15 protein-coding genes are annotated in these 19,894 nt (G+C 53.9%); 6 read left to right on the top strand and 9 right to left on the bottom strand.

Going from position 1 to position 19,894, the window contains the following annotated elements:
- The first annotated feature begins 126 nt into the window (after positions 1-126).
- The 3 genes from I6L44_RS02650 (at position 127) to I6L44_RS02640 (ending at position 3,273) form a co-directional block, all read left to right on the top strand.
- On the top strand, positions 127-513 hold the full coding sequence (locus I6L44_RS02650) for a hypothetical protein (protein WP_216953215.1): 387 nt from the start codon (positions 127-129) through the stop codon (positions 511-513).
- 50 nt (positions 514-563) lie between these two features.
- Positions 564-2,606, top strand: a complete 2,043-nt coding sequence (locus I6L44_RS02645) for a protein-disulfide reductase DsbD (protein WP_216953214.1) — start codon at positions 564-566, stop codon at positions 2,604-2,606.
- Between the two features lie 142 nt (positions 2,607-2,748).
- Positions 2,749-3,273 carry a protein disulfide oxidoreductase gene (locus I6L44_RS02640; protein WP_216953213.1) on the top strand — a complete coding sequence of 175 codons (525 nt, stop codon included), beginning with the start codon at positions 2,749-2,751 and terminating at the stop codon, positions 3,271-3,273.
- Between the two features lie 374 nt (positions 3,274-3,647).
- Here I6L44_RS02640 and I6L44_RS02635 read toward each other — a convergent pair whose 3' ends face one another.
- Positions 3,648-4,025 carry a hypothetical protein gene (locus I6L44_RS02635; protein ID WP_033115842.1) on the bottom strand — a complete coding sequence of 126 codons (378 nt, stop codon included), beginning with the start codon at positions 4,023-4,025 and terminating at the stop codon, positions 3,648-3,650.
- Between the two features lie 608 nt (positions 4,026-4,633).
- Here I6L44_RS02635 and I6L44_RS02630 point away from each other — a divergent pair.
- Together I6L44_RS02630 and I6L44_RS02625 are read left to right on the top strand one after the other, a co-directional pair.
- Positions 4,634-5,149, top strand: coding sequence for a transposase (locus tag I6L44_RS02630; protein WP_216953212.1), 516 nt, complete (start codon positions 4,634-4,636; stop codon positions 5,147-5,149).
- A gap of 246 nt (positions 5,150-5,395) precedes the next feature.
- A complete protein-coding gene (locus I6L44_RS02625; RefSeq protein ID WP_216953211.1) occupies positions 5,396-7,450 on the top strand; it encodes a DUF262 domain-containing protein in 2,055 nt (684 codons plus the stop codon).
- Positions 7,451-7,765: 315 nt separating this feature from the next.
- On the opposite strand, the gene thrC is transcribed toward I6L44_RS02625, so the two are convergent.
- The 4 genes from thrC to I6L44_RS02605 form a co-directional block, all read right to left on the bottom strand.
- Positions 7,766-9,040 (bottom strand): threonine synthase, encoded by a 1,275-nt coding sequence (gene thrC / locus I6L44_RS02620; RefSeq protein ID WP_216953210.1) that lies wholly within the window; start codon positions 9,038-9,040, stop codon positions 7,766-7,768.
- Complete coding sequence (gene thrB, locus I6L44_RS02615; protein WP_216953209.1) at positions 9,037-10,017, bottom strand: homoserine kinase; 981 nt, start codon at positions 10,015-10,017, stop codon at positions 9,037-9,039. Before thrB ends, thrC begins: the two co-directional genes overlap by 4 nt.
- Positions 10,018-10,019: 2 nt before the next feature.
- Positions 10,020-12,479 carry a bifunctional aspartate kinase/homoserine dehydrogenase I gene (gene thrA / locus I6L44_RS02610; protein ID WP_216953208.1) on the bottom strand — a complete coding sequence of 820 codons (2,460 nt, stop codon included), beginning with the start codon at positions 12,477-12,479 and terminating at the stop codon, positions 10,020-10,022.
- A 250-nt stretch (positions 12,480-12,729) separates the two neighbouring features.
- Complete coding sequence (locus I6L44_RS02605; RefSeq protein ID WP_216953207.1) at positions 12,730-13,437, bottom strand: tRNA/rRNA methyltransferase; 708 nt, start codon at positions 13,435-13,437, stop codon at positions 12,730-12,732.
- A gap of 206 nt (positions 13,438-13,643) precedes the next feature.
- Between I6L44_RS02605 and aceK the strand changes: the two genes are divergently transcribed.
- Entirely contained in the window at positions 13,644-15,371 is a 1,728-nt protein-coding gene (aceK, locus tag I6L44_RS02600; RefSeq protein ID WP_204477452.1) for a bifunctional isocitrate dehydrogenase kinase/phosphatase, read from the top strand.
- A gap of 78 nt (positions 15,372-15,449) precedes the next feature.
- Here the strand turns inward: aceK and tesB are convergent, their stop codons facing one another.
- From tesB to I6L44_RS02580, 4 genes are all read right to left on the bottom strand, one after another.
- On the bottom strand, positions 15,450-16,316 hold the full coding sequence (gene tesB / locus I6L44_RS02595; protein ID WP_005338122.1) for an acyl-CoA thioesterase II: 867 nt from the start codon (positions 16,314-16,316) through the stop codon (positions 15,450-15,452).
- A gap of 142 nt (positions 16,317-16,458) precedes the next feature.
- Complete coding sequence (uxuA, locus tag I6L44_RS02590; RefSeq protein WP_254204254.1) at positions 16,459-17,727, bottom strand: mannonate dehydratase; 1,269 nt, start codon at positions 17,725-17,727, stop codon at positions 16,459-16,461.
- Between the two features lie 7 nt (positions 17,728-17,734).
- Positions 17,735-18,502 (bottom strand): FCD domain-containing protein, encoded by a 768-nt coding sequence (locus I6L44_RS02585; RefSeq protein WP_216953206.1) that lies wholly within the window; start codon positions 18,500-18,502, stop codon positions 17,735-17,737.
- A 116-nt stretch (positions 18,503-18,618) separates the two neighbouring features.
- Entirely contained in the window at positions 18,619-19,599 is a 981-nt protein-coding gene (locus I6L44_RS02580) for a TRAP transporter substrate-binding protein (RefSeq protein ID WP_216953205.1), read from the bottom strand.
- Positions 19,600-19,894: the final 295 nt, after the last annotated feature.

Raw genomic sequence — 19,894 nt, 5'->3', positions numbered from 1 at the left:
CTCGGCCAGCTACGAGGGCAAACGTGGCGACTCACCGGTTGCAAGAAACGGGGCTTCATCCGACCGGCTTGCCCGGGCTGTCATTGATCGATAGGATGTGCCCCATTCCAAGAGTGCAGGAGCAACATGATTTTGCGACAACGCGTGGCGACAAGACTCCTGCTGCTGGTCTGCATTCTGCTGCTCAATTGTGCACTCCAGCCGCTGACCAGGCTGGCTCAGCTGGAGATAGCCGCGGGCTGCCATATGCTGACCGTCCCATCCTCCGCCATCGATGTCGATGTCGATGAGGATGGCCGCGCAGCAACGCCGCAACCCGGCAGTTGCCAGCTCAACGGCAAGTGGCTCAGTGCCGCCAGCGTGCAATGCGCCGAACAGCTCTTCTTTGCCATCGCATTCCTGATCGCCCTGCTGGCACCACTGTCCCGTTGCTCGCCCCCCCTCCCCCCACCCAGAAATATCTCTCCGCCAGAACGGCGGCTTCATCTCACCCTTTGTGTCTGGCGAGAATGAGTCAGTCGCGGCTTAAACCACCCTGACTTTCATTTTCAAGAGACAACACCATGTCAAACATCTTCAAGACTGCCCTCTTGCTGGGCAGCCTGCTGTGGCAATCCATCGGATTGGCCAGCGATACCGGCTGGCTCACCAGCCCCCGCAACGATCACGCACAAATCCGGCTGCAAGCAGATAGCCGGGATCCGGCACAGCCCCGGGTGCTGCTCAGTCTGGCACTCGAGTCCGGCTGGAAAACCTATTGGCAAAACCCGGGTGAAGGGGGAATTGCCCCTGAAATTCTCTGGGATGATCCCCAACTCACTCAACAATGGCACTGGCCAGTGCCAGAGCGATTCGCGGTCAGCGGCATGTCGACCCAGGGGTATCAGCAGGCCGTAACCTTTCCCATCAGCCTTGGCCATGGCAACCGCAAGGCGCTGACCGGCACGTTACGCCTTTCAACCTGCAGTAACGTCTGCATCCTGACCGACTACCCTTTTGCCCTTGCTCTGGATGGTACGGCACCGGACGGATTCGACCTTGCCTATGCACAGGCGATGAGCAAGCTGCCTCAAGCCATGCCCAAGAGCGTAAACCTCCAGGCCGGCTACCAGCAAAACCGGCTACAGCTGAGCGCTAAGCAGCAAGAGGGGTGGCGGGCTCCGCAGATTTTCCTCCAGCAGCTGGAGGGGGTCGAGTTTGGCGAGCCCAGCCTGGAGGTGCAGGGCAATACCCTGATTGCCCGCATTCCGGTCAGCGATGGCTGGCAAGGGGATGCACCGGATATCCGTCATCAGCAACTGGGCGTGGTACTGGTCAACGGTGACGAAGCCTGGCAGAGCCAGGTCACCATAGGTGATCCCCTGCCACTACCCGCTGGTGGCCACTCGCTGCGCTGGATCCTGGGGGCAGCACTGCTTGGGGGGCTTATTCTCAACCTGATGCCCTGTGTGTTGCCGGTGCTGGCCCTCAAGCTGGGATCAGTACTGCAGCTGGAGACCCGTGAGCGTCGCCCGGTTCGCTTGCAGTTCCTGGCGGCAAGCGCTGGTATCCTGGTCTCCTTTTGGGCGCTGGCACTGATGAGCACCCTGCTGCGCGCCACCCAGGGGGCCGTCGGCTGGGGTATCCAGTTCCAGAGCGTCTGGTTTATCGGCTTCATGGGCGTGGTGACCTTGCTGTTCTGTGCCAACCTGCTGGGGCTGTTCGAGATCAGGTTATCGAGCAATGTCAACACCCGCCTGGCAACCGCGGGTGGCAACGGCATGGCCGGTCACTTTCTGCAGGGCTGCTTTGCCACTCTGCTGGCAACACCCTGCTCCGCCCCTTTCCTTGGCACCGCAGTCGCCTTTGCGCTCGGGGCACCATCCGGTCAACTCTGGCTTGTCTTTACCGCACTGGGGATTGGCATGAGCCTGCCATGGCTGCTCATCGCCGCCCTGCCCCGTCTCGCGCTTTGGCTGCCAAAACCGGGACGCTGGATGGGGCGCCTGCGCATCCTGCTCGGCCTGATGATGCTGGGCTCCAGCCTCTGGCTGCTCAGCCTGCTTGGCAACCATATCGGCCATAACAGGGTTGTGATCCTGATGGTGCTGATATTGGTGGCCCTGCTGCTGGCGGTCGTATGGCGCCACGGTATTCGCGGTGTAACCCTGGGGCTGGCGCTGGGCTGCTTGCTGGTCGCCGCCCTGCTGCTCGGCGGCGCCTTCACCATGGAGGGCAAACCACAACAGGATACCGTCCACTGGCAGCCACTCTCGGAGCAGGCCATCCAGGACGCCCTGGCACAACACAAGCGGGTCTTCGTCGATGTGACCGCCGACTGGTGCATCACCTGCAAAGCCAACAAATTCAACGTGCTGCTGCGCGATGATGTGCAACGAGCACTGAGTGCCCCCGATGTGGTGGCCTTGCGCGGGGATTGGAGCCGCCCCTCAGACAGCATCGCCGGCTTCTTGCGCCAACGCGGCAGTGTGGCCATTCCTTTCAACCAAATCTATGGCCCCGGGCTACCGGGTGGCGAGATCCTCTCTCCCCTGCTGGATCGTGCAACTCTGCTGGCCACTCTGGAGCACGCTGCGAACGCCCCTGTTCAAGGAGAAACAAGATGAGATATATCCTGCTCATACAGACCCTGCCGGGAGAGCGGGGCATACCCGCAGCGCAAGGGGGAAATTATCGGCAATCGGCTGATCTCCCTCATATAGCGCTCGGGGGCAACGTCAAAAACGCACTGGTCATCAAGGGGCAATCATGACAGCAACATCATCCCGGCTCCTCCGTCTGCGCCGCTGGAGCAAGGAGGCCCTCTGGCTGCTGCTGTTGGCGGTGATTATTTCGACGGCGCTGGACCTCTGGCGCAGTCCGGCGCTGCCAGAGGGAAGCCCGCTGCCTCAACTGCTGTTGCAAGATGGCACTCTGGCCGACCTGCAGACAATGAGTCGGGACAGACCACTGCTGATCTATTACTGGGCCAGCTGGTGCGCAGTCTGCCGTGTTACCACACCGACAGTGGAGCAGCTATGGCGAGACGGCGAAAACGTGCTGACAGTGGCGCTGCGCTCCGGCGACCAAGCCAGGTTGCAGCAGGGGATGGCCAGGAAGGGGTTGACCTTCCCGACCCACAATGATGAGCATGGCAACCTTGCCGCCCGCTGGCAGGTGAGCGTCACCCCCAGCTTCCTCATCATCAAGCAGGGTAAATTGGTGAGCTCCACCACTGGCTGGAGCTCGGGCCCGGGACTGAAACTGCGGTTGGCCTGGGCCAGCCTCGGCTAACTCGGCCCGCCAGGGAGCACTATTGCGGCCCCTCTTCCCGCTGAAGAGGGGCTTATCGCCAGCCATCCGATGCCTATTTATCAGTGATGGGTGGCCCCCTCGCGGGTTAATGGCTCAAATCGGAAGTGGTAATCCATCGGCGATCGCGTGGGCGGTGAACCGTGATGGATACCATTCATGGGTTGACGCTGAACAAGGCAAAGCCCAGCAAGCGGGAGATAATATGTCCAAAACCAGATAGGGAGCCCGGTCATAGAAGATCAGCAACCGAGTTTAATGTTCCCGACAACGCTTGGGCTTCACGGCGTTCACTACGCATAAAAAGCGCGGGGGGCCTGATGGCCCCCCGCAAACACACCGGATGAGAAAATGCCTTACTTGGCGGCGCTATCCTTCACGCACTTCTGGACAAAGCTGTTCTTGGCCGCGCCAGCCAGCTTCTTGTCGGCCGCCGCCTTCTCGCACTTGGCCGCCGGATCCACTGCCGCGCCTGTCTTCACGCACTTCTGGATAAAGCTGTTCTTGGCCGCACCGGCCAGCTTCTTGTCGGCGGCCGCCTTCTCGCATTCGCCAGTCGCGGCGCCCGCGGCATCTTTCACACACTTGCCGACAAAGCTGGTTTTGGCGGCGCCGTTAAGCTTTTTGGCTGCGGCCTGCGCCTCGCACTGTAACTGGGCAGTGTCGTTGGCAAAGACCGGATTGGCCAGCAGCACGCTGCCGCAGAGCAGGCCGAACAGGATGGTACGCTTCATGGGTGATCTCCTCTCTATCTGGTGATGTGTTTGCATGGTCATATTTGCATGACGATGTGTTGCAAATAGCTGTAATTGCAACAGCTGATTGTTGCCGCAGATCCCCCACCTCGCCAGCTTGGGAGCGGAGCACAGAGCAACCATCGCCCGCACTATAGCGCCGATTGGCTGAGCGGGATTGTCCCCGTAAAGCCTTCTCCAGCAGCAAGCCTGCCCCCTACCTTCCCGCCACACCCGCCAACCCAAATAGAATCAAGGGTCATGGGAATCCTGCCTCCGCCCACACCCTTTTATTGAGCCAGCGCAAAAAATCAGTCATTACTGACACTTACGTCATTTTTTGACTGGTGTGGCCAGATTCGATTGGCTTAACATAGCCATCCGGTGCCTATTCATCAGTGATGGATTGCAACCCTCGCTGGTTAATGGAGCATATTGGAAGCTGTAATCCACGGGCGGTAGCGTGGGTTTTGCACAGTGATTGATGCATTGCGTAGGTTGGCGCTGAGTGCAGCGAAGCCCAACACGTATGCCTTCGATTAGTTGGTTCCCATTTCGTGTAACCGAACAGACCGGATATTTCACCCCCGACACCGGAAAGGAGAACCATGCGCTATCGCCGAGCAACAACCAGCGGGGCATGTTGGTTCTTCACCGTCAACCTAGCTGATCGCAAGCAGGATCTACTGGTACGTCATATCGACCTTTTGCGTGAAGTGATCCGCAACGTCAAACAACAACACCCCTTCGAGATCATTGCCATGGTGGTGATGCCGGATCATCTCCATGCCATCTGGCAACTACCACCGGATGACAGTGACTATCCCATGCGCTGGTCTCTGATCAAGGCAGGCTTTTCACGAAATCTCGCCAAAACAGAGCGGATACGGGAGAGTCGAGTCAGAAAACGGGAACGCGGTATCTGGCAACGCCGTTATTGGGAGCATCTGATCCGGGATGACAAGGATCTGCAAGCCCATGTCGATTACATCCATTTCAATCCGGTCAAACATGGTTATTGTGCCAAACCTGTCGATTGGCCTTACTCGTCAATTCATCGCCATATCGCCGCAGGATGGATAACGCCAGATTGGGCCATTAATAGTGACTCGGGTCGGGAATAATCGGCTCGGAATGTGTTGTAGGTTGGCGCTGAGCGCAGCGAAGCCCAACAAACGTGATATATGACTTTCCAAACAAGATAAATTTTGATCATATCAAAATCAACAACCAAATAAATTTTAGCTTTCACGGTAAACGTTGGGCTTCACTTCGTTCAGCACCAACCTACGGGGTTAGCCTAACATACGTGATACAAACATCCCACAATGTGTGACATGAGTGCACAAAACTTTAAATTTAGGTGCAAGATGAAAAATGACCTGCTTAATATAAACAAAATATTCACAGATAGATTATTTCGGATCCCAGACTACCAGCGAGGCTATGCTTGGTCTAAGAAACAATTAAAAGACTTTTGGAATGATTTAAGACAATTAGAGCATGGTAAGAATCATTATGTAGGCGTTTTAACATTAGAGGATGTAAACGAATCCATATACTCTAACTGGTCTGAAGATTTATGGATAATAAAATCTAAAAGTTTCGCCCCATATTATATTGTTGACGGACAACAAAGACTCACAACATCAATCCTCCTGATTCAAGCTATCTTGGAGACAAATCATTCAGGAAAGAAGTTAAACTACTCTACTAATGATGAAATCAAAAAAAGATTTATTTTTGACTCGAAAGATGATGGCATTTCACGATCTTATATTTTCGGATACGAAAAAGACAATCCTAGCTATGAATTTTTAAAGGTTAATATATTCCAAGAACAAACTGACATCGATAGCCGAGCACAAGATACTATTTACACTCAAAATCTTTTTAATGCAAAATCATTCTTCAAGGAACGGCTTGAAAAACTACCATTCACAGAGATAGAGGATGTTTTTAAAAAAGTAACCCAGCACTTCCTATTTAATATTTACTCAATGTCGGATGACATTGATGTATATATAACCTTTGAAACCATGAATAATAGAGGGAAACAACTTTCAATACTCGAGCTTCTAAAAAATAGGCTTATTTTTCTTTCAACAAAACTGCGTTGTGATGAAAATGATAGTAATAAATTAAGATTTTCAATAAATGAAGCATGGAAATCTGTTTATCATTTTCTTGGCAAAAACAAGGATAGACGCCTTGATGATGATACGTTTTTGCTTAATCACTTTTTCTATTATTTCGGTGAGAAAGTTTTAAATGATAGTGAACATAGATTTAGATACCATCATAGAAATTTAAGAGGACTATATCAAAGTTACTTGCTTGATAACTTATTCACCATCAGAAACTTAGACTTATCCTTAGATGATGGCAACAACAATGATAACTCCTTCAACCTAAATATTGATGTCAGTGTTATTTATGATTATGTAAAGAGTATAAAATCTTCTGTGCAAACTTGGTTTGACATATTAAACCCAACGCTTAGCAACTTCAGTCAAAATGAAATAGTTATACTTGAAAGGATATATAGAATAGAAAGAAACGCTGAAGACGAAATATTCATGATACTGATTTTAGTCTTTTATGAGAAAGTTAAAGATACTAGCGACAGAGTAAAGCTTTTAAATAACATAGAAAATATGTTGTTTGTTAACACATTAGTGGAGTATCGATGGACCTTGGATTGGAATGACGATGAATTTCTCAGACTATCGATAAACTTAGCCAGTGGCGCGTATGATAAAGACAAAGTTTTTAATGATTTACATGCCATGTGGTCCAGCTCAGTAAATAGCAAAACATTAACGCAAAGCATGACTAAAAAGTTTAACATGCATGGTTTTTATCATTGGGAAGGGATAAGATACTTTTTATATGAATATGAGGAAGAACTTAGAGGAAAATCAAAAACCAAGCGAGTCAAATTAAACTGGCAACATTTCAAAGATGAAGATGAGTTTGACTATATATCCGTTGAACATATATATCCACAAACAGCCAGAAGACAATGTTGGTCGACTAAATACAATCATTATAATCAAAAACAAAGAGCCCAGCTTAAAAACAGCCTTGGCAACTTAGTCCCTTTATCAAAACCTAAAAACTCTAGCTTAAGCAATAAATGTTTTGAAGAGAAAAAAAGTAGAGAAAATGACACTGTAGGATTTGCTTTTGGTTGCTACTCTGAAAATGAAGTTGCTCTCAAAGAGAATTGGACAGCAATTGAAATACTAGAGCGCGGTATAAAAATGGCTAATTTCTTCCAAAAAAGATGGGGTATAAAATTTGACGACAACAATCAACTTTTAAAGTTTCTTGGGATTGACTTTGTCATAGATAAAGAAAAGTTAAACATAGATGATTATAGAGAACTAACAAAAAAATCAACGCAAAAGAATAACACCTAAAATTAATAATGCGACATTCTCAATAACAGCCCCAACCTTCATTAAGTTTACAATCTGAGTATGTAAAGTCCTAGTTATCACCAGACTCCATATTCAACCCAGTTCCTTTTTATAAAAATGAGAAAACTTCATTTTTATCACTTACAGCCCCAGTTAATTTTAACATTCTATATATAAACGTAAGACATCCATCTATACAGATAACTGTTGAGTTAACACTATCAGCAGATAGGTTTTAATCCTTCATTCCTAAGAAATAAAAATCCCCCATCACTGGGGGATTTTTATTTCTATCGGTTATCTCAGCTCGGCGGCTTATCCCACCAAAAACGCCCTTAGCTGGGCAAACTCCGCTGGCAAATTGACAGAGAGCAGCGGCAGCTCGGCGTGCTTGGCCAAAGGGCCGGGTAGCGGCACATCGAGATGCAGGATCTCGTCTACCGACTCCTTGAACTTGGCGGGATGGGCGGTGCAGAGGAACACCCCCACTTCTTCCTCGGCCAGCTGTTCACCCAGCAGATCCCAGGCAATGGCGCCGTGGGGTTCGCAGAGGTAATCCAGCTGATGCAGCCGTTTCAGGGCATCACGGGTCTGGGCGTCGTCACGCATGCCTGACCCCAGGGTCTCCAGCGCCCAGCCCTTGCGGCGGCACAGCTCCTCTACTCGTGGCCAGTTGTTGGGGCGGCTGACATCCATGGCGTTCGACAGGGTGGCCACTGTCTGGTGCGGCTCCCACTGACCGGTTTTCAGATAGCGCGGCACGGTATCGTTGGCGTTGGTGGCGGCGATAAAGCGCTTCACCGGCAGCCCCAGCGCCTTGGCAATCAAGCCTGCGGTGAGGTTACCAAAGTTGCCGGACGGCACGCTGATCACCACCTTGGCGCGGTCAGCTTTGGGCAGCTGGGCCACCGCTTCGAAGTAGTAGCAAACCTGTGCCAACAGACGGCTGATATTGATGGAGTTGGCGGAGTTGAGGCCAATGGCCTTTTTCAGCGCCTCGTCGTCAAAGGCCTGTTTTACCAGCGCCTGACAGGCATCGAAGTCACCGTCGATGGCGATGGTGCGGATATTGCCGCCAAGAGTGCAGAAGAGCTTCTCCTGCAGCGGGCTTATCTTGCCCTTGGGATAGAGGATCACCACTTCAATCCCCTCCAGCCCGTAGAAGGCGTGGGCCACGGCGGCGCCGGTATCACCGGAGGTGGCGGTGAGGATAGTGATCTTGTCGTTGGTGCGAAACGCCGCGAGGCACTGGGCCATAAAGCGGCCGCCGAAATCCTTGAACGCCAGGGTCGGGCCGTGGAACAGCTCGAGGGCATAGGTGCCATCCTTGAGTTTCACCAGCGGCGCCGGGAAGGTGAAGGCGGCGTTGACAAGCTCGCTCACCTTGGCGGCGGGCACTTCGTCCCCCAGCAGGTGGCTCAGGATGCGGGCAGAGCGCTCGGCCAGCGGCAGATCGAGCAGAGCATCCACATCGGCGAGCGGCTCGAGTTGTTCGGGGAAGAAGAGCCCCTGTTCGCGACCCAAGCCCTGACGCACCGCCTGCGCGAAGCTCACCTGTTCGCTGTTGTCCTTGATGTTGTAGAGATTCATAGCTCGCTTCCTGTTACCCGTGCCCCGGCCATGTCCAGTTTGCAGACCCGGGCAAATCCATCTTCGTTCTGCACGAAATGTGCTTCCATCCAATCCTTCATCCGCTCGGCCTGCGCCAGATCCTTCATCACCACAAACACGGTGGGGCCGGAGCCGGAGATGCCGGTAGCCAGCGCCCCGTTCTGGGCCGCCTGCGCCCGCACCTCGGCAAAGCCTTCGATCAGCGCCGCGCGGTAGGGCTCGGCAATCACGTCTTTCAAGACGCTGGCGGCCAGCCCCTCCTGTCCGGTGTAGCTGGCGTGGACAAAGGCAGCCAGCCGACGACCGTAGGTGAGGCAATCCTGACGGCGATATTGGGCCGGCAAGATGGCGCGGGCGGCGGCGGTCGAGACCACTGTACCCGGGTAGCAGACCACCCAGTACCACTGATCGAACACCGGAATACCCTGGCTGATAACGCCGTGCTCTTCCAGCACCAGCTGCATGCCGCCCAGATAACAGGGGGCCACGTTGTCGTAGTGAACGGAGCCGGAGATCTTGCCTTCCATCTCCCCCATCAGCAGCAGCATGTCGTGCTCGTCGAGCGGCGCGCCGTGAAAGGCGTTGAGCCCTTCAAGGGCCGCCACCACGCTGCAGGCGCTGGAACCCAGCCCCGAGCCCACCGGCAGGTTCTTCTCCAGCACCATTTCGAGCTGCTTGAGTTTAAGGCCGCGCTTCTCAAGCGCCTCGCCATAGGCGACCCAGCAGTCATGGAGGATATTCTTTTTCGGATCGTCCGGCAGCTTGTGGGCGTAGCGGCCCACGGATGAGAGGGCAAACGGCACGTCAGCCGCTTTTACCTGCACCCGATCACCGAGCAGGGAGCCATCCACGGGGGCGAGCGCCGCCCCCAGTACATCGAATCCCACGCTCAGGTTGGCGCTGGAGGCAGGCGCGTAGGCGACCACGCTACTGCTCTGGTACATGTCTGAACTCATGCTTACAACTCCTGCTTCCAGTTCTGGGTGCGCAGCACGTCGGCAAAGACGCCCGCCGCAGTCACTTCGGTACCGGCGCCATAGCCACGCAGCACCAGCGGGATCGGCTGGTAGTAGGTGGAGAAGAAGGCGAGCGCGTTCTCCCCGTCTTTGACCTTGAACAGCGGCTCATCGCCACCGACCGCCTTGATGGCCACCTTGCACTTGCCACCCTCGATGGAGCCCACATAGCGCAGCACCTTGCCTTCACGCTGGGCGGCGGCGAACTGGTCGCGGAACCAGCCGTCGGCTTCGGGCAGGCGGGCCATAAAGGCTTCCACGTCGCCGCTCACATCAAAGCCGGGTGGCAGCGCCTGCTCTACCTCGACATCGGAGAGCTCCAGCGCCATGCCAGCCTCACGAGCCAGAATGAGCAGCTTGCGCGCCACATCCATGCCGTTGAGATCATCGCGGGGATCCGGCTCGGTAAAGCCGTTGCCACGGGCGATCTTGGTCGCCTCGGAGAAGGCCATCCCCTCATCCAGCTTGCCGAAGATAAAGGAGAGGGAGCCGGAGAGAATGCCGTCGAAGGCGCGCAGCTTGTCACCGGCCTTGATGAGGTTCTGCAGGTTCTCGATAACCGGCAGACCGGCGCCGACGTTGGTCTCGTACAGGAACTTGCGGCGAGTCTGGCGGGCAGTGCGACGCAGCGCCTTGTAGTAATCGAGCGAGCCGGTGTTGGCCTTCTTGTTCGGAGTGACCACATGGAAACCGGCGGCGAGGAAGTCGGCATACTGGACGGCCACCGCCTCGGAGGAGGTGCAGTCGACGATCACCGGGTTGATGATGTGGCTATCTTCCACCAGCTTTTTCACCCCTTCCAGCGAGAAGCTGTCACGGGCTTCCACCAGCTGTTCGCGCCAGTTGGCGAGGTTCAGGCCATCCTTGTTGACCGCCATCTGGCGGCTGTTGGCGATGCCGACCACCCGCAGGCCAGTGCCCTGCTCGGCCAGAACCGGTTGCTGGCGGGCAATCTGATCCACCAGCGCGGCACCGACGCCGCCGACACCGACCACAAAGAGATCGATAAACTGCTGGCTGCCAAAGAAGTTCTGGTGACACGCCTTGATCGCTTCCGCCACCTTGCGATCCCGCACCACCGCAGAGATGGAACGCTCGCTCGACCCCTGTGCAATGGCGACGATATTGATGGAGGCTTGCGCCAGCGAGGTGAAAAAGCGGGCTGCCATCCCCTTGCTGGTGCGCATGCCGTCACCGATGAGGGAGATGATCGCCAGATCGCTGATGATATCCAGCGGCTCCAGCAGCTGGTTTTTGAATTCGAGCTCGAACTCGCGCTCCAGCACCTTGCGAGTCTTATCCTGGTCGTAACTGTGGATACAGAAGCTGACGCTGTACTCGGAAGAGGATTGGGTGATCAGCACGATACTGACCCCGGCGCGGGAGACGGCGGAGAAGATGCGACCGGCCATGCCGACCATCCCCTTCATGCCGGGGCCGGAGACATTGAACATGCACATGCCGGAGAGATCCGAGATGGCCTTCACTTTCAGGTCATCGTCGCCGCTCTCGGGGCCGATCAGGGTGCCCGGCCCCTGCGGGTTGAAGCTGTTCTTGATGAGGCAGGGAATGTGGAACTGGGCCACCGGCGCGATGGTTTTCGGGTGCAGCACCTTGGCGCCGAAGTAGGAGAGCTCCATCGCCTCCTTGTAGGAGAGGGTTTTCAGCAGGTAGGCATCCGGCACCAGACGGGGGTCACAGCTGTAGCAACCCTCGACGTCAGTCCAGATCTCGCAGCACTCGGCATCGACACAGGCAGCCAGTACGGCGGCGGAGTAGTCGGAACCGTTACGGCCCAGCAGCACGGTCTCGCCCTTGTCGCTGCCACCGGTAAAGCCCGGCATCAGGTAAAGACAGTCGCTACGCAGCCCCTTAGCGGCAAAGCGCAGGCGGGAGGCTTCGATATCGACATGGGCTTCCAGATAACCGCCGTCGGTGACCAGCAGCTCTTCCGGTACGATCAGCTCCAGATCCAGACCGCGTACCCGCAGCAGTTCGTGCATAAAGGCGATGGAGAGGTTCTCGCCACGGCTCAGAATGCGCGCCTGCACGTTGTCCGGGCAGAGGCCCAGCAGACGAATGCCCTGCATCAGCCGCTCAACCTGATCCAGCTCGGCGGTGAGACGGGCCAGCAGCGCCTTGTCATCGAGCGCCGGATAGGCCACCTTCAACCCGGCCAGCAGGCGGGAGAAGATGCCGTTGACTTCAAACAGGGTGGAACTGGCATCCATGCCGCGACTGGTCTGTTCCACCAGCGCCACCAGATGATTGGTCACCTTGGCAGGTGCAGAGAGCACCAGGGCTACCTGAGATTGGCCGTGGGTGTTGACCGCGATATCGGCCACCCGTAAAAAACGTTCTGCATCGGCCAGTGAAGACCCGCCAAATTTCAACACTCTCATCGCTTTCTCTCCCTGTAAATCTATGAAATTCAATCTAAAAACCAATCCAACAAAAAGGCCCGTACTGGGTGGGTACGGGCCTTTTCTGATTTCTGTGCTTGTTCGTCAGCGCATCAACCGGCCCCAGTGCCACCTGTGGTGGTACCGGTAATAATGGTGGTGGTGATGACGTTGGTGAATAACTGCATGACGAACACTCGTTGACGAAGCTGGCTTTTAGCAATACCGCGGCTGGCGATGGGCTGTCAACTTAAACCTCTTTGCCAAGTTTGCGCGCAAGGTCTTTGCAGAGCAGGTGGAGCATGTTCAAATCCCGCTGCGGCAGCATGGGTATCCGGTCCATCACCCATTGATGCAGTTTTTCATCCTGCGAAACCCCGAGTTCACCCAGCAATTCTGCTGTTTTGCTTTTCAGCACCCGAACCTGCCCGGCGTTATCAAAATTTTCTGCTACCGCAGCGGCGCCGTCGGCGTTCAGCTCATCCATCAGCTGACTCATCTCGTAGGCGTAGAGCATGATCGCCTGCCCCAGATTGAGGGACGGGTAGCTCACCTTGAGGGGCAGATAGCTGATGAGATCGACCTCGGCCAGCTGCTCGTTGGATAGCCCCGACTCCTCACAGCCAAAGACGATGGCGACCTTGTCGAGGGAAGGCTTGCTGCGGATCTGCTCGCGGATCTCCCCCGGCGTGAGGTAGTGCTGGTAGCGACCGCGCTCACGGGCGGTGGTGGCGATCACCAGATCCATGTCGGCCAGCGCCTCGGGCAAAGTCTCGAACGCTTCGGCCTGAGTCAGGATCTCCTGAGCGCCGTGGGCCACCCAGCTCGCCTCCTCCTCTTCGTGTACCCGGCTAGCCACCAGTCGCATGGCATCGAATCCCATGGTTTTCATGGCGCGGGCAGCTGCCCCCACGTTCGCAGGTCGGGCAGGTGCCACCAGGACAAAATAGAGCTTCATCGGGTTTCCTCACAGGCCGGACGGCCTCTCAAACAGACAGCAAACAGTCGCTAAACCATCACCAAAACAGGGGCGCAATCTACCGTTTATCCCCGAAAATTGCCACTTGAACAGACGTTTGAATGTTGCGATAGTGGCCAGACGTGTGAACAAATTACACCCAATCCTTCGCGCTATCGGCCCGACAGATCACAAGGAAGAGAGAGATGCAGCAGCCATTGGAACAGGCCGTCGCCGAGACTATCCTGCAACGCTTCGAGTCGTTTTACAGCCGGTTTCTCGAGATAACCCAGGGCAGCAAGAGCCGCTTCGAGAACAGTGACTGGCTGGGGGTGCAGCTCGCCGGGCGCGAGCGAATTCGCCTCTATGACCACCATGTAGGGGCCACCGCCAGCTCCATCCGCCAGATGATGGGGGAGCACCACGCCACCCAGGAGCTGCTCAAGCGGGTCAAAAGCGCCTTCAGCGACCTGTTACCCCGTTGTGACAACTTCGAGGTGGCGGAGTCCTTCTTCAACTCCGTCTATCGCCGGATCTTTCGCCATCGCAATATCCGCGACGAAAACCTCTATATCCACCCCTTTGTCAGCCGTGGCGAAAAACCGGATTTAAGCGCCCTGCTGCGGGTCTATCGCACCGATCTCGCCCACCTACCGCAGACCCTGAGCCAGCTTTTGGGGGATTACAGCTTCACCCTCCCCTACGAGGACAAGCAGCGGGATATTGTCGACATCCACCGCCATCTTGCCGAGAACGGCCCGCAAATCCTCCATGATGAGCCGTTTGCCATCGAGCTGCTCAAAGAGGTGTTCTACCGCAACAAGGGGGCCTATCTGGTGGGACTGATCCGGGTAAAAGATCAGGTATTCCCCTTTATCCTGCCCCTGCTCAGCACCGGCCACAGCATCTATGTGGACACGGTGATCTTCGAGCCGGATCTCGCCTCCATCGTCTTTGGCTTCGCCCGTGCCTACTTTATGGTCTATGCCCGTGAACCGGCGCTGTTTGTCGCCTTCCTACGCCAGATCATGCCCCACAAGCCCGATTACGAGATCTACAACGCCATCGGTTGCCAGAAGCATGGCAAGACCGAGCTCTATCGCCACTACCGCCACCATCTGGCCCAGAGCCGAGATCAGTTCATCATTGCGCCGGGCATCAAGGGGATGGTGATGAGCGTGTTTACCCTCCCCTCCTACGATGTGGTGTTCAAGGTGATAAAAGACGAGTTCACGCCGCCCAAGGATGTGAGCCACGAGCAGGTGAAGGCAAAATACCGGCTGGTAAAACAGCACGATCGGGTTGGCCGGATGGCCGATACCCAGGAGTTCACCAACTTCGAGTTTCCGCTGGATCGCATCTCGCCCGAACTCCTTGCCGAGCTCAAGACGGTGGCACCCTCGGCGCTCACCATCAGCGACGACAAGCTGGTGATCAAGCACCTCTATACCGAGCGCAAGATGATCCCCCTCAACCTCTATCTGGACAAGGCGGATGAGCAGCAGACCCGCCTCGCGCTGGAGGAGTACGGCAACGCCATCAAGCAGCTGGCGGCGGCCAACATCTTCCCGGGGGACATGCTGTTCAAGAACTTTGGCGTCACCCGCCACGGCCGGGTGGTCTTCTACGACTACGACGAGATCTGCTACATGACGGAGTGCAACTTCCGCCAGATCCCGCCGCCCCGCTACCCCGAGGATGAGTGGAGCGCCGAGCCTTGGTACTCGGTCGCCCCCAACGACATCTTCCCCGAGGAGTTCGCCACCTTCCTGCTGCAAAAACCGCAGGTGCGGGAGATCATGCTGCAGCTGCACAAGGAGATGTTCGACGCCAACTACTGGAAGATGCTGCAGAGCAACATCAAGGTGGGGGTGTTCGAGGATGTCTATCCCTACCGGCGCAAGAAGCGCTTCAAGTACCAGCGCGGCGGCTGATCCCGCAGCGCCCGCGCACATCGCAGCAACGAAAACGGGGTGGCCAGTGCCACCCCGTTTTGCTATCCGCTTTGCGCCTTAACTGCCGCGACGACGGATCACCCCCTCCTGCATGGTGCTCGCCACCAGCACCCCGTCACGGGTAAAGAACTGGCCGCGCACCAAACCGCGACCGCTGCTGGCGCTCGGGCTGTCTACCACGTAGAGCAGCCAGTCGTCGAAGCGAAAATCCCGGTGGAACCACATGGAGTGATCGATGGTCGCCACCTGCATATCCGGTTCCCAGTACGACACCCCGTGCGGCTGCAGCGAGGTGAGCAGGAAGTTGAAGTCGGAGGCGTAGGCCAGCAGGTATTTGTGCACCCGCAGATCGTCCGGCATCTGGCCGTTGGCCTTGAACCAGACGTGACGCACCGGATCCTGCACCGTCGGCCGAATAGGGTCGACCAGGGTCACCGGGCGCATCTCGATGGGCTGCTCGCAGAGGATCTTGTCGCGCAGGGAGGCCGGGATCAGGTTCTCGTAGGGGCGCACCAGCTCCAGCTCGCTCTTGAGCTCCTCCGGCGGAGTGATGCCGGTCGGCATCTGCGCCTGATGCTCGAAACCATCGGCCGGCACCTGAAACGAGGCGTTGAGATAGAAGATGGGCTTGCCGCCCTGAATCGCCTTGACCCGGCGGGTAGAGACGGTCTGGCCGTCACGGATATTCTCCACGTCATAGACGATGGGACGGGTCACATCCCCCGGACGCAGGAAGTAGGAGTGAAAACTGTGAACCTGACGGCCGGTCTCGACCGTCTGCTTGGCGGCTGACAAGGCCTGCCCCATTACCTGTCCGCCAAACACGGCCCGCAGACCGAGATCCTGGCTCTGGCCCCGAAACAGGCCCTCCTCGATTTTTTCCAGCGCCAGCAACGCCAGCAGCTCATCAAGTACCTTGCTCATCGTTCACTCCTCTATCAGAGCCGCACAGGCTAACAAGAGCTGATCCGGGGCGCAATCTTTTGGCTGGCAATCAAGGATTTCCGGATAGAAGAAAGGAGGCTCGATAGCCTCCTGTCTTCTATTCAACCAGACACGATAATTGTCAGTTATTTGAGAAAAAGGCCTTGGTTATACCCATTTCTAATCCCCTCACTTCAGCCAGCCCTTTAAGACGACCAATACATGAGTATCCTGGATTTGTTTTCTTCTTCAGGTCATCAATCATCTGATGACCATGATCTGGCCGCATGGGGATAAGTCTATTATCACCATCTTTCAGTCGCCGTTGCTCTTCACGTACAATTTCCAATACCACATTATACATGTCGACATCACCATCAAGGTGAGCCGCTTCGTGGAATGTCTTCGGATTATCTTCCCGCTTGGTTGAACGCAAATGGGTGAAGTAAATACGATTCCCATAACGCTTGATCATATCAACCAGATCATTATCCCCACGCACACCATAAGAGCCGGTACACATGGTAATACCATTGGCCTGACTGGGAATTCGGTTAACCAGCCATGCGATATCCTCAATGGTAGAGACGATACGCGGCAACCCCAGGATCGGGCGGGGAGGATCATCCGGATGGACAGCTAAACGGACGCCTGACTCTTCACACACAGGTACGATTTCATCGAGAAAATAGGCCATGTGCTCCCGCAAACGGTCTTTGTCGATATCCTTGTATTTATCCAACTGCGCCTGAAATGCCTCCAGGGTATAACCCTCTTCAGCACCAGGTAAGCCGGCAATGATATTCCGGGTCAGAGTCTCTATTTGCTCCTGGCTCATTTCATTAAAGTAGCTGAATGCCTGTTGCTGCTCTTCCGGTGAATATTCCTGCAAGGCACCCGGGCGCTTGAGGATGTAGAGCTCAAAGGCGGCAAACGCAATATGGTCAAAACGCAGGGCTCGGGAGCCGTCCGGCATCTCGTATTCCAGATCGGTTCGGGTCCAGTCCAGCACTGGCATGAAGTTATAACAGATAGTATCAATACCACAGGCGGCCAGATTACGGATCGACTCTTTATAGTTGTCTATCCATTGCTGATACTGGCCAGAATGTGTCTTGATCTCTTCATGTACAGGTACACTTTCAACTACCGACCAGGTTAAGCCTTTTTCTTCAATTAATGCTTTGCGAGCGAGTATCTCGTCTTTATTCCAGATCTGACCATTTGGTATATGATGCAGGGCAGTCACAATGCCAGTTGCCCCCGCCTGTTTGATATCATTCAAGGTTACCGGGTCATTAGGCCCATACCAGCGCCATGTTTGTTCCATATACTCACCTATAATTTTATATGTGGCAACTCGATTTACTTTTAATAAAAAGCTAGATACACCATCAAAAAACTCAAACATTCATTTACTATGAAATGTCATATCTTTTTGATGGAAATACTGGATAAGAGCTGAATAGATACCCATCAAAGTTTGGGTCATCACTATCAGAAAGCTCCATCAATCTGTTTTTTACGTTCTCAAGATGCTGCCACATTGCTTTTTTAGCTGCTTCCGGATCTTTTTTTATCATAGCCGATAGGATTGCTTGATGATCGACAAACCACTCTTGTCGATATGTCAAATCGGTAATTCTTGCATGCAGTTTTTTCCACATGGAATTGGTTTCACGAATATCCCACGACTGTTTAAACAACTCAACTAACACACTATTTTGAGTGGCCTCGGCAATAGCTAGATGAAATATATGATCACCTTCCTCCCCTTCACCTGAAATCAAATCTTGCCGCTCTATCTCCAACGCTTTGCGCATTTTAGATATGTCATGAGGTGTAGCCTGCAAAGCAGCAAACTCAGCGATATTACTTTCTAATAATTGTCTTGCTTGTAACATCTCAAATGGACCAGCGATACTTTGAGGCACATTTAGAGATTCATTATTTTTTGGCTGCGGCAACTGGATAACATAGACACCAGAACCTTTACGGACCTCAACCAAATTTTCCAACTCCAACATGATCAATGCTTCTCTAACCACCGTTCTACCAACGCCAAGTTGCTCAGCAATGTCACGTTCTGGTGGTAGACGATCACCAACCTGGTATTGTTCATCCAACAATTGATTACGGAGAAACTGCCCAACCTCTTGATATGGTCGTTTGATTTCAATAGTCATCAGAATAAAGCCCAGCAATAATAGATGTGATAGTAGCTATCATAGCAACCGTAACAAACTGGTCAACCAATTGTTCGAGTAAGGGATGGCTGGAACGTACCCATCCCCACTCATGATCATTTTTCGTTTTTAATTCGCTCCACCATCACATCTAATTCAGGATCGTTTTTCTGTATTTCAGCATATATTGGCTGAACAGCCTGCACGAAAGGTGCTTTATCCACATTGCTAAAAATTACCCCAGCTTTTTCTGCAACAGCTCGTTCCTTTTCCTCTGACTGTATCCATAGTTTTTTCATCAACTCAGAAGAGTTAGCAGCAGCCTTATATAAAACTTGTTGCTGCTCTGGAGTCAATTTATCTAGTGTCTTTGTCGAAACAACCAGCACATCAGGTACCATTGTGTGTTCATCAAGGCTGAAAAATTTTGCAACTTCACTGTGACGGCTCAAGCTAAATGATGGGATGTTGTTTTCTGCCGCATCAACAACACCTTGCTGCAATGCAGTGTACAACTCACCATACGCCAAGGGGGTTGGATTTCCGCCCAAGGCCTTTACCATAGCAATGGCTGATGGACTAGGCTGAACCCTTATCTTCATGCCCTTCAGGTCGCTTGGCGAAGTGATCGGTTTCTTGGCATATAGGCTACGAGCACCAGCATCATAATATGTCAAGCCAACGAAACCTGATGCCTTTGTAGAATTCAGTATTTCACGACCAATATCTCCCTCTTCGACCTTGAATAGATGCTCTTTATCTCGAAACAGATATGGCAGATTAAATACCGAATAAGCAGCCCCGAAAGACTCAAGCTCAGCTGCATTGCTCTTGACCATGTCAAGGGCACCATTTTGCATCAGCTCCATCGATTCACGTTGCGACCCTAACTGAGCATCTGGATAAATTCGGATCACCACCTCTCCGCTGGTTTTTTCGCGAACCTCTTTTGCCATATCAGACATTGCCTTGTGCACAGCATGATCACGGTTATGGTTGTGACTCAATTTCAAAGTGGTCACAGCCATAGCTTGTGATGGCCCAAACAAGAGCAGAGCTCCAATCACAGTACCGAGCAACGTTTTAGCAGCATTCATAGGTGACTCTCCGATTAGCCAGAGAGCAAACCTGTGTTTGCTCGCATCTCTGACTGGTTGACCAAATAGTGGGTTTCAGGTTTATCGGAAGCGATGATGTCCCCTTACCTCGTGCCAAGTCAAAGGGAAAAGCCAAATTGGTCGACCAAGATCACAATACTAGCGAACAATTTGGTCGACCTGTTCATATGTGACCGCTATCACTAGTACGTAAATAGTCGCTTCCCTATACTGACACCGACTTAATGGAATCTCTGGTCAACCAATTCTGGAGATCCCCCCCCAAAAAGGACTG

It is taken from the genome of Aeromonas sp. FDAARGOS 1414, assembly GCF_019047065.1.
In the GTDB taxonomy this organism is placed as follows: domain Bacteria; phylum Pseudomonadota; class Gammaproteobacteria; order Enterobacterales; family Aeromonadaceae; genus Aeromonas; species Aeromonas veronii_A.
The sequence above is the reverse complement of the archived record's forward strand: the minus strand, read 5'-3'. Positions and strand labels throughout refer to the sequence as shown.

Excerpts from the sequence above, each read along its gene's own strand:
- I6L44_RS02650 (WP_216953215.1), top strand. The coding sequence starts at position 127 with ATGATTTTGCGACAACGCGTGGCGACAAGACTCCTGCTGCTGGTCTGC.
- I6L44_RS02645 (WP_216953214.1), top strand. The coding sequence starts at position 564 with ATGTCAAACATCTTCAAGACTGCCCTCTTGCTGGGCAGCCTGCTGTGG.
- I6L44_RS02640 (WP_216953213.1), top strand. The coding sequence starts at position 2,749 with ATGACAGCAACATCATCCCGGCTCCTCCGTCTGCGCCGCTGGAGCAAG.
- I6L44_RS02635 (WP_033115842.1), bottom strand. The coding sequence starts at position 4,025 with ATGAAGCGTACCATCCTGTTCGGCCTGCTCTGCGGCAGCGTGCTGCTG.
- I6L44_RS02630 (WP_216953212.1), top strand. The coding sequence starts at position 4,634 with ATGCGCTATCGCCGAGCAACAACCAGCGGGGCATGTTGGTTCTTCACC.
- I6L44_RS02625 (WP_216953211.1), top strand. The coding sequence starts at position 5,396 with ATGAAAAATGACCTGCTTAATATAAACAAAATATTCACAGATAGATTA.
- thrC (WP_216953210.1), bottom strand. The coding sequence starts at position 9,040 with ATGAATCTCTACAACATCAAGGACAACAGCGAACAGGTGAGCTTCGCG.
- thrB (WP_216953209.1), bottom strand. The coding sequence starts at position 10,017 with ATGAGTTCAGACATGTACCAGAGCAGTAGCGTGGTCGCCTACGCGCCT.
- thrA (WP_216953208.1), bottom strand. The coding sequence starts at position 12,479 with ATGAGAGTGTTGAAATTTGGCGGGTCTTCACTGGCCGATGCAGAACGT.
- I6L44_RS02605 (WP_216953207.1), bottom strand. The coding sequence starts at position 13,437 with ATGAAGCTCTATTTTGTCCTGGTGGCACCTGCCCGACCTGCGAACGTG.
- aceK (WP_204477452.1), top strand. The coding sequence starts at position 13,644 with ATGCAGCAGCCATTGGAACAGGCCGTCGCCGAGACTATCCTGCAACGC.
- tesB (WP_005338122.1), bottom strand. The coding sequence starts at position 16,316 with ATGAGCAAGGTACTTGATGAGCTGCTGGCGTTGCTGGCGCTGGAAAAA.
- uxuA (WP_254204254.1), bottom strand. The coding sequence starts at position 17,727 with ATGTTTGAGTTTTTTGATGGTGTATCTAGCTTTTTATTAAAAGTAAAT.
- I6L44_RS02585 (WP_216953206.1), bottom strand. The coding sequence starts at position 18,502 with ATGACTATTGAAATCAAACGACCATATCAAGAGGTTGGGCAGTTTCTC.
- I6L44_RS02580 (WP_216953205.1), bottom strand. The coding sequence starts at position 19,599 with ATGAATGCTGCTAAAACGTTGCTCGGTACTGTGATTGGAGCTCTGCTC.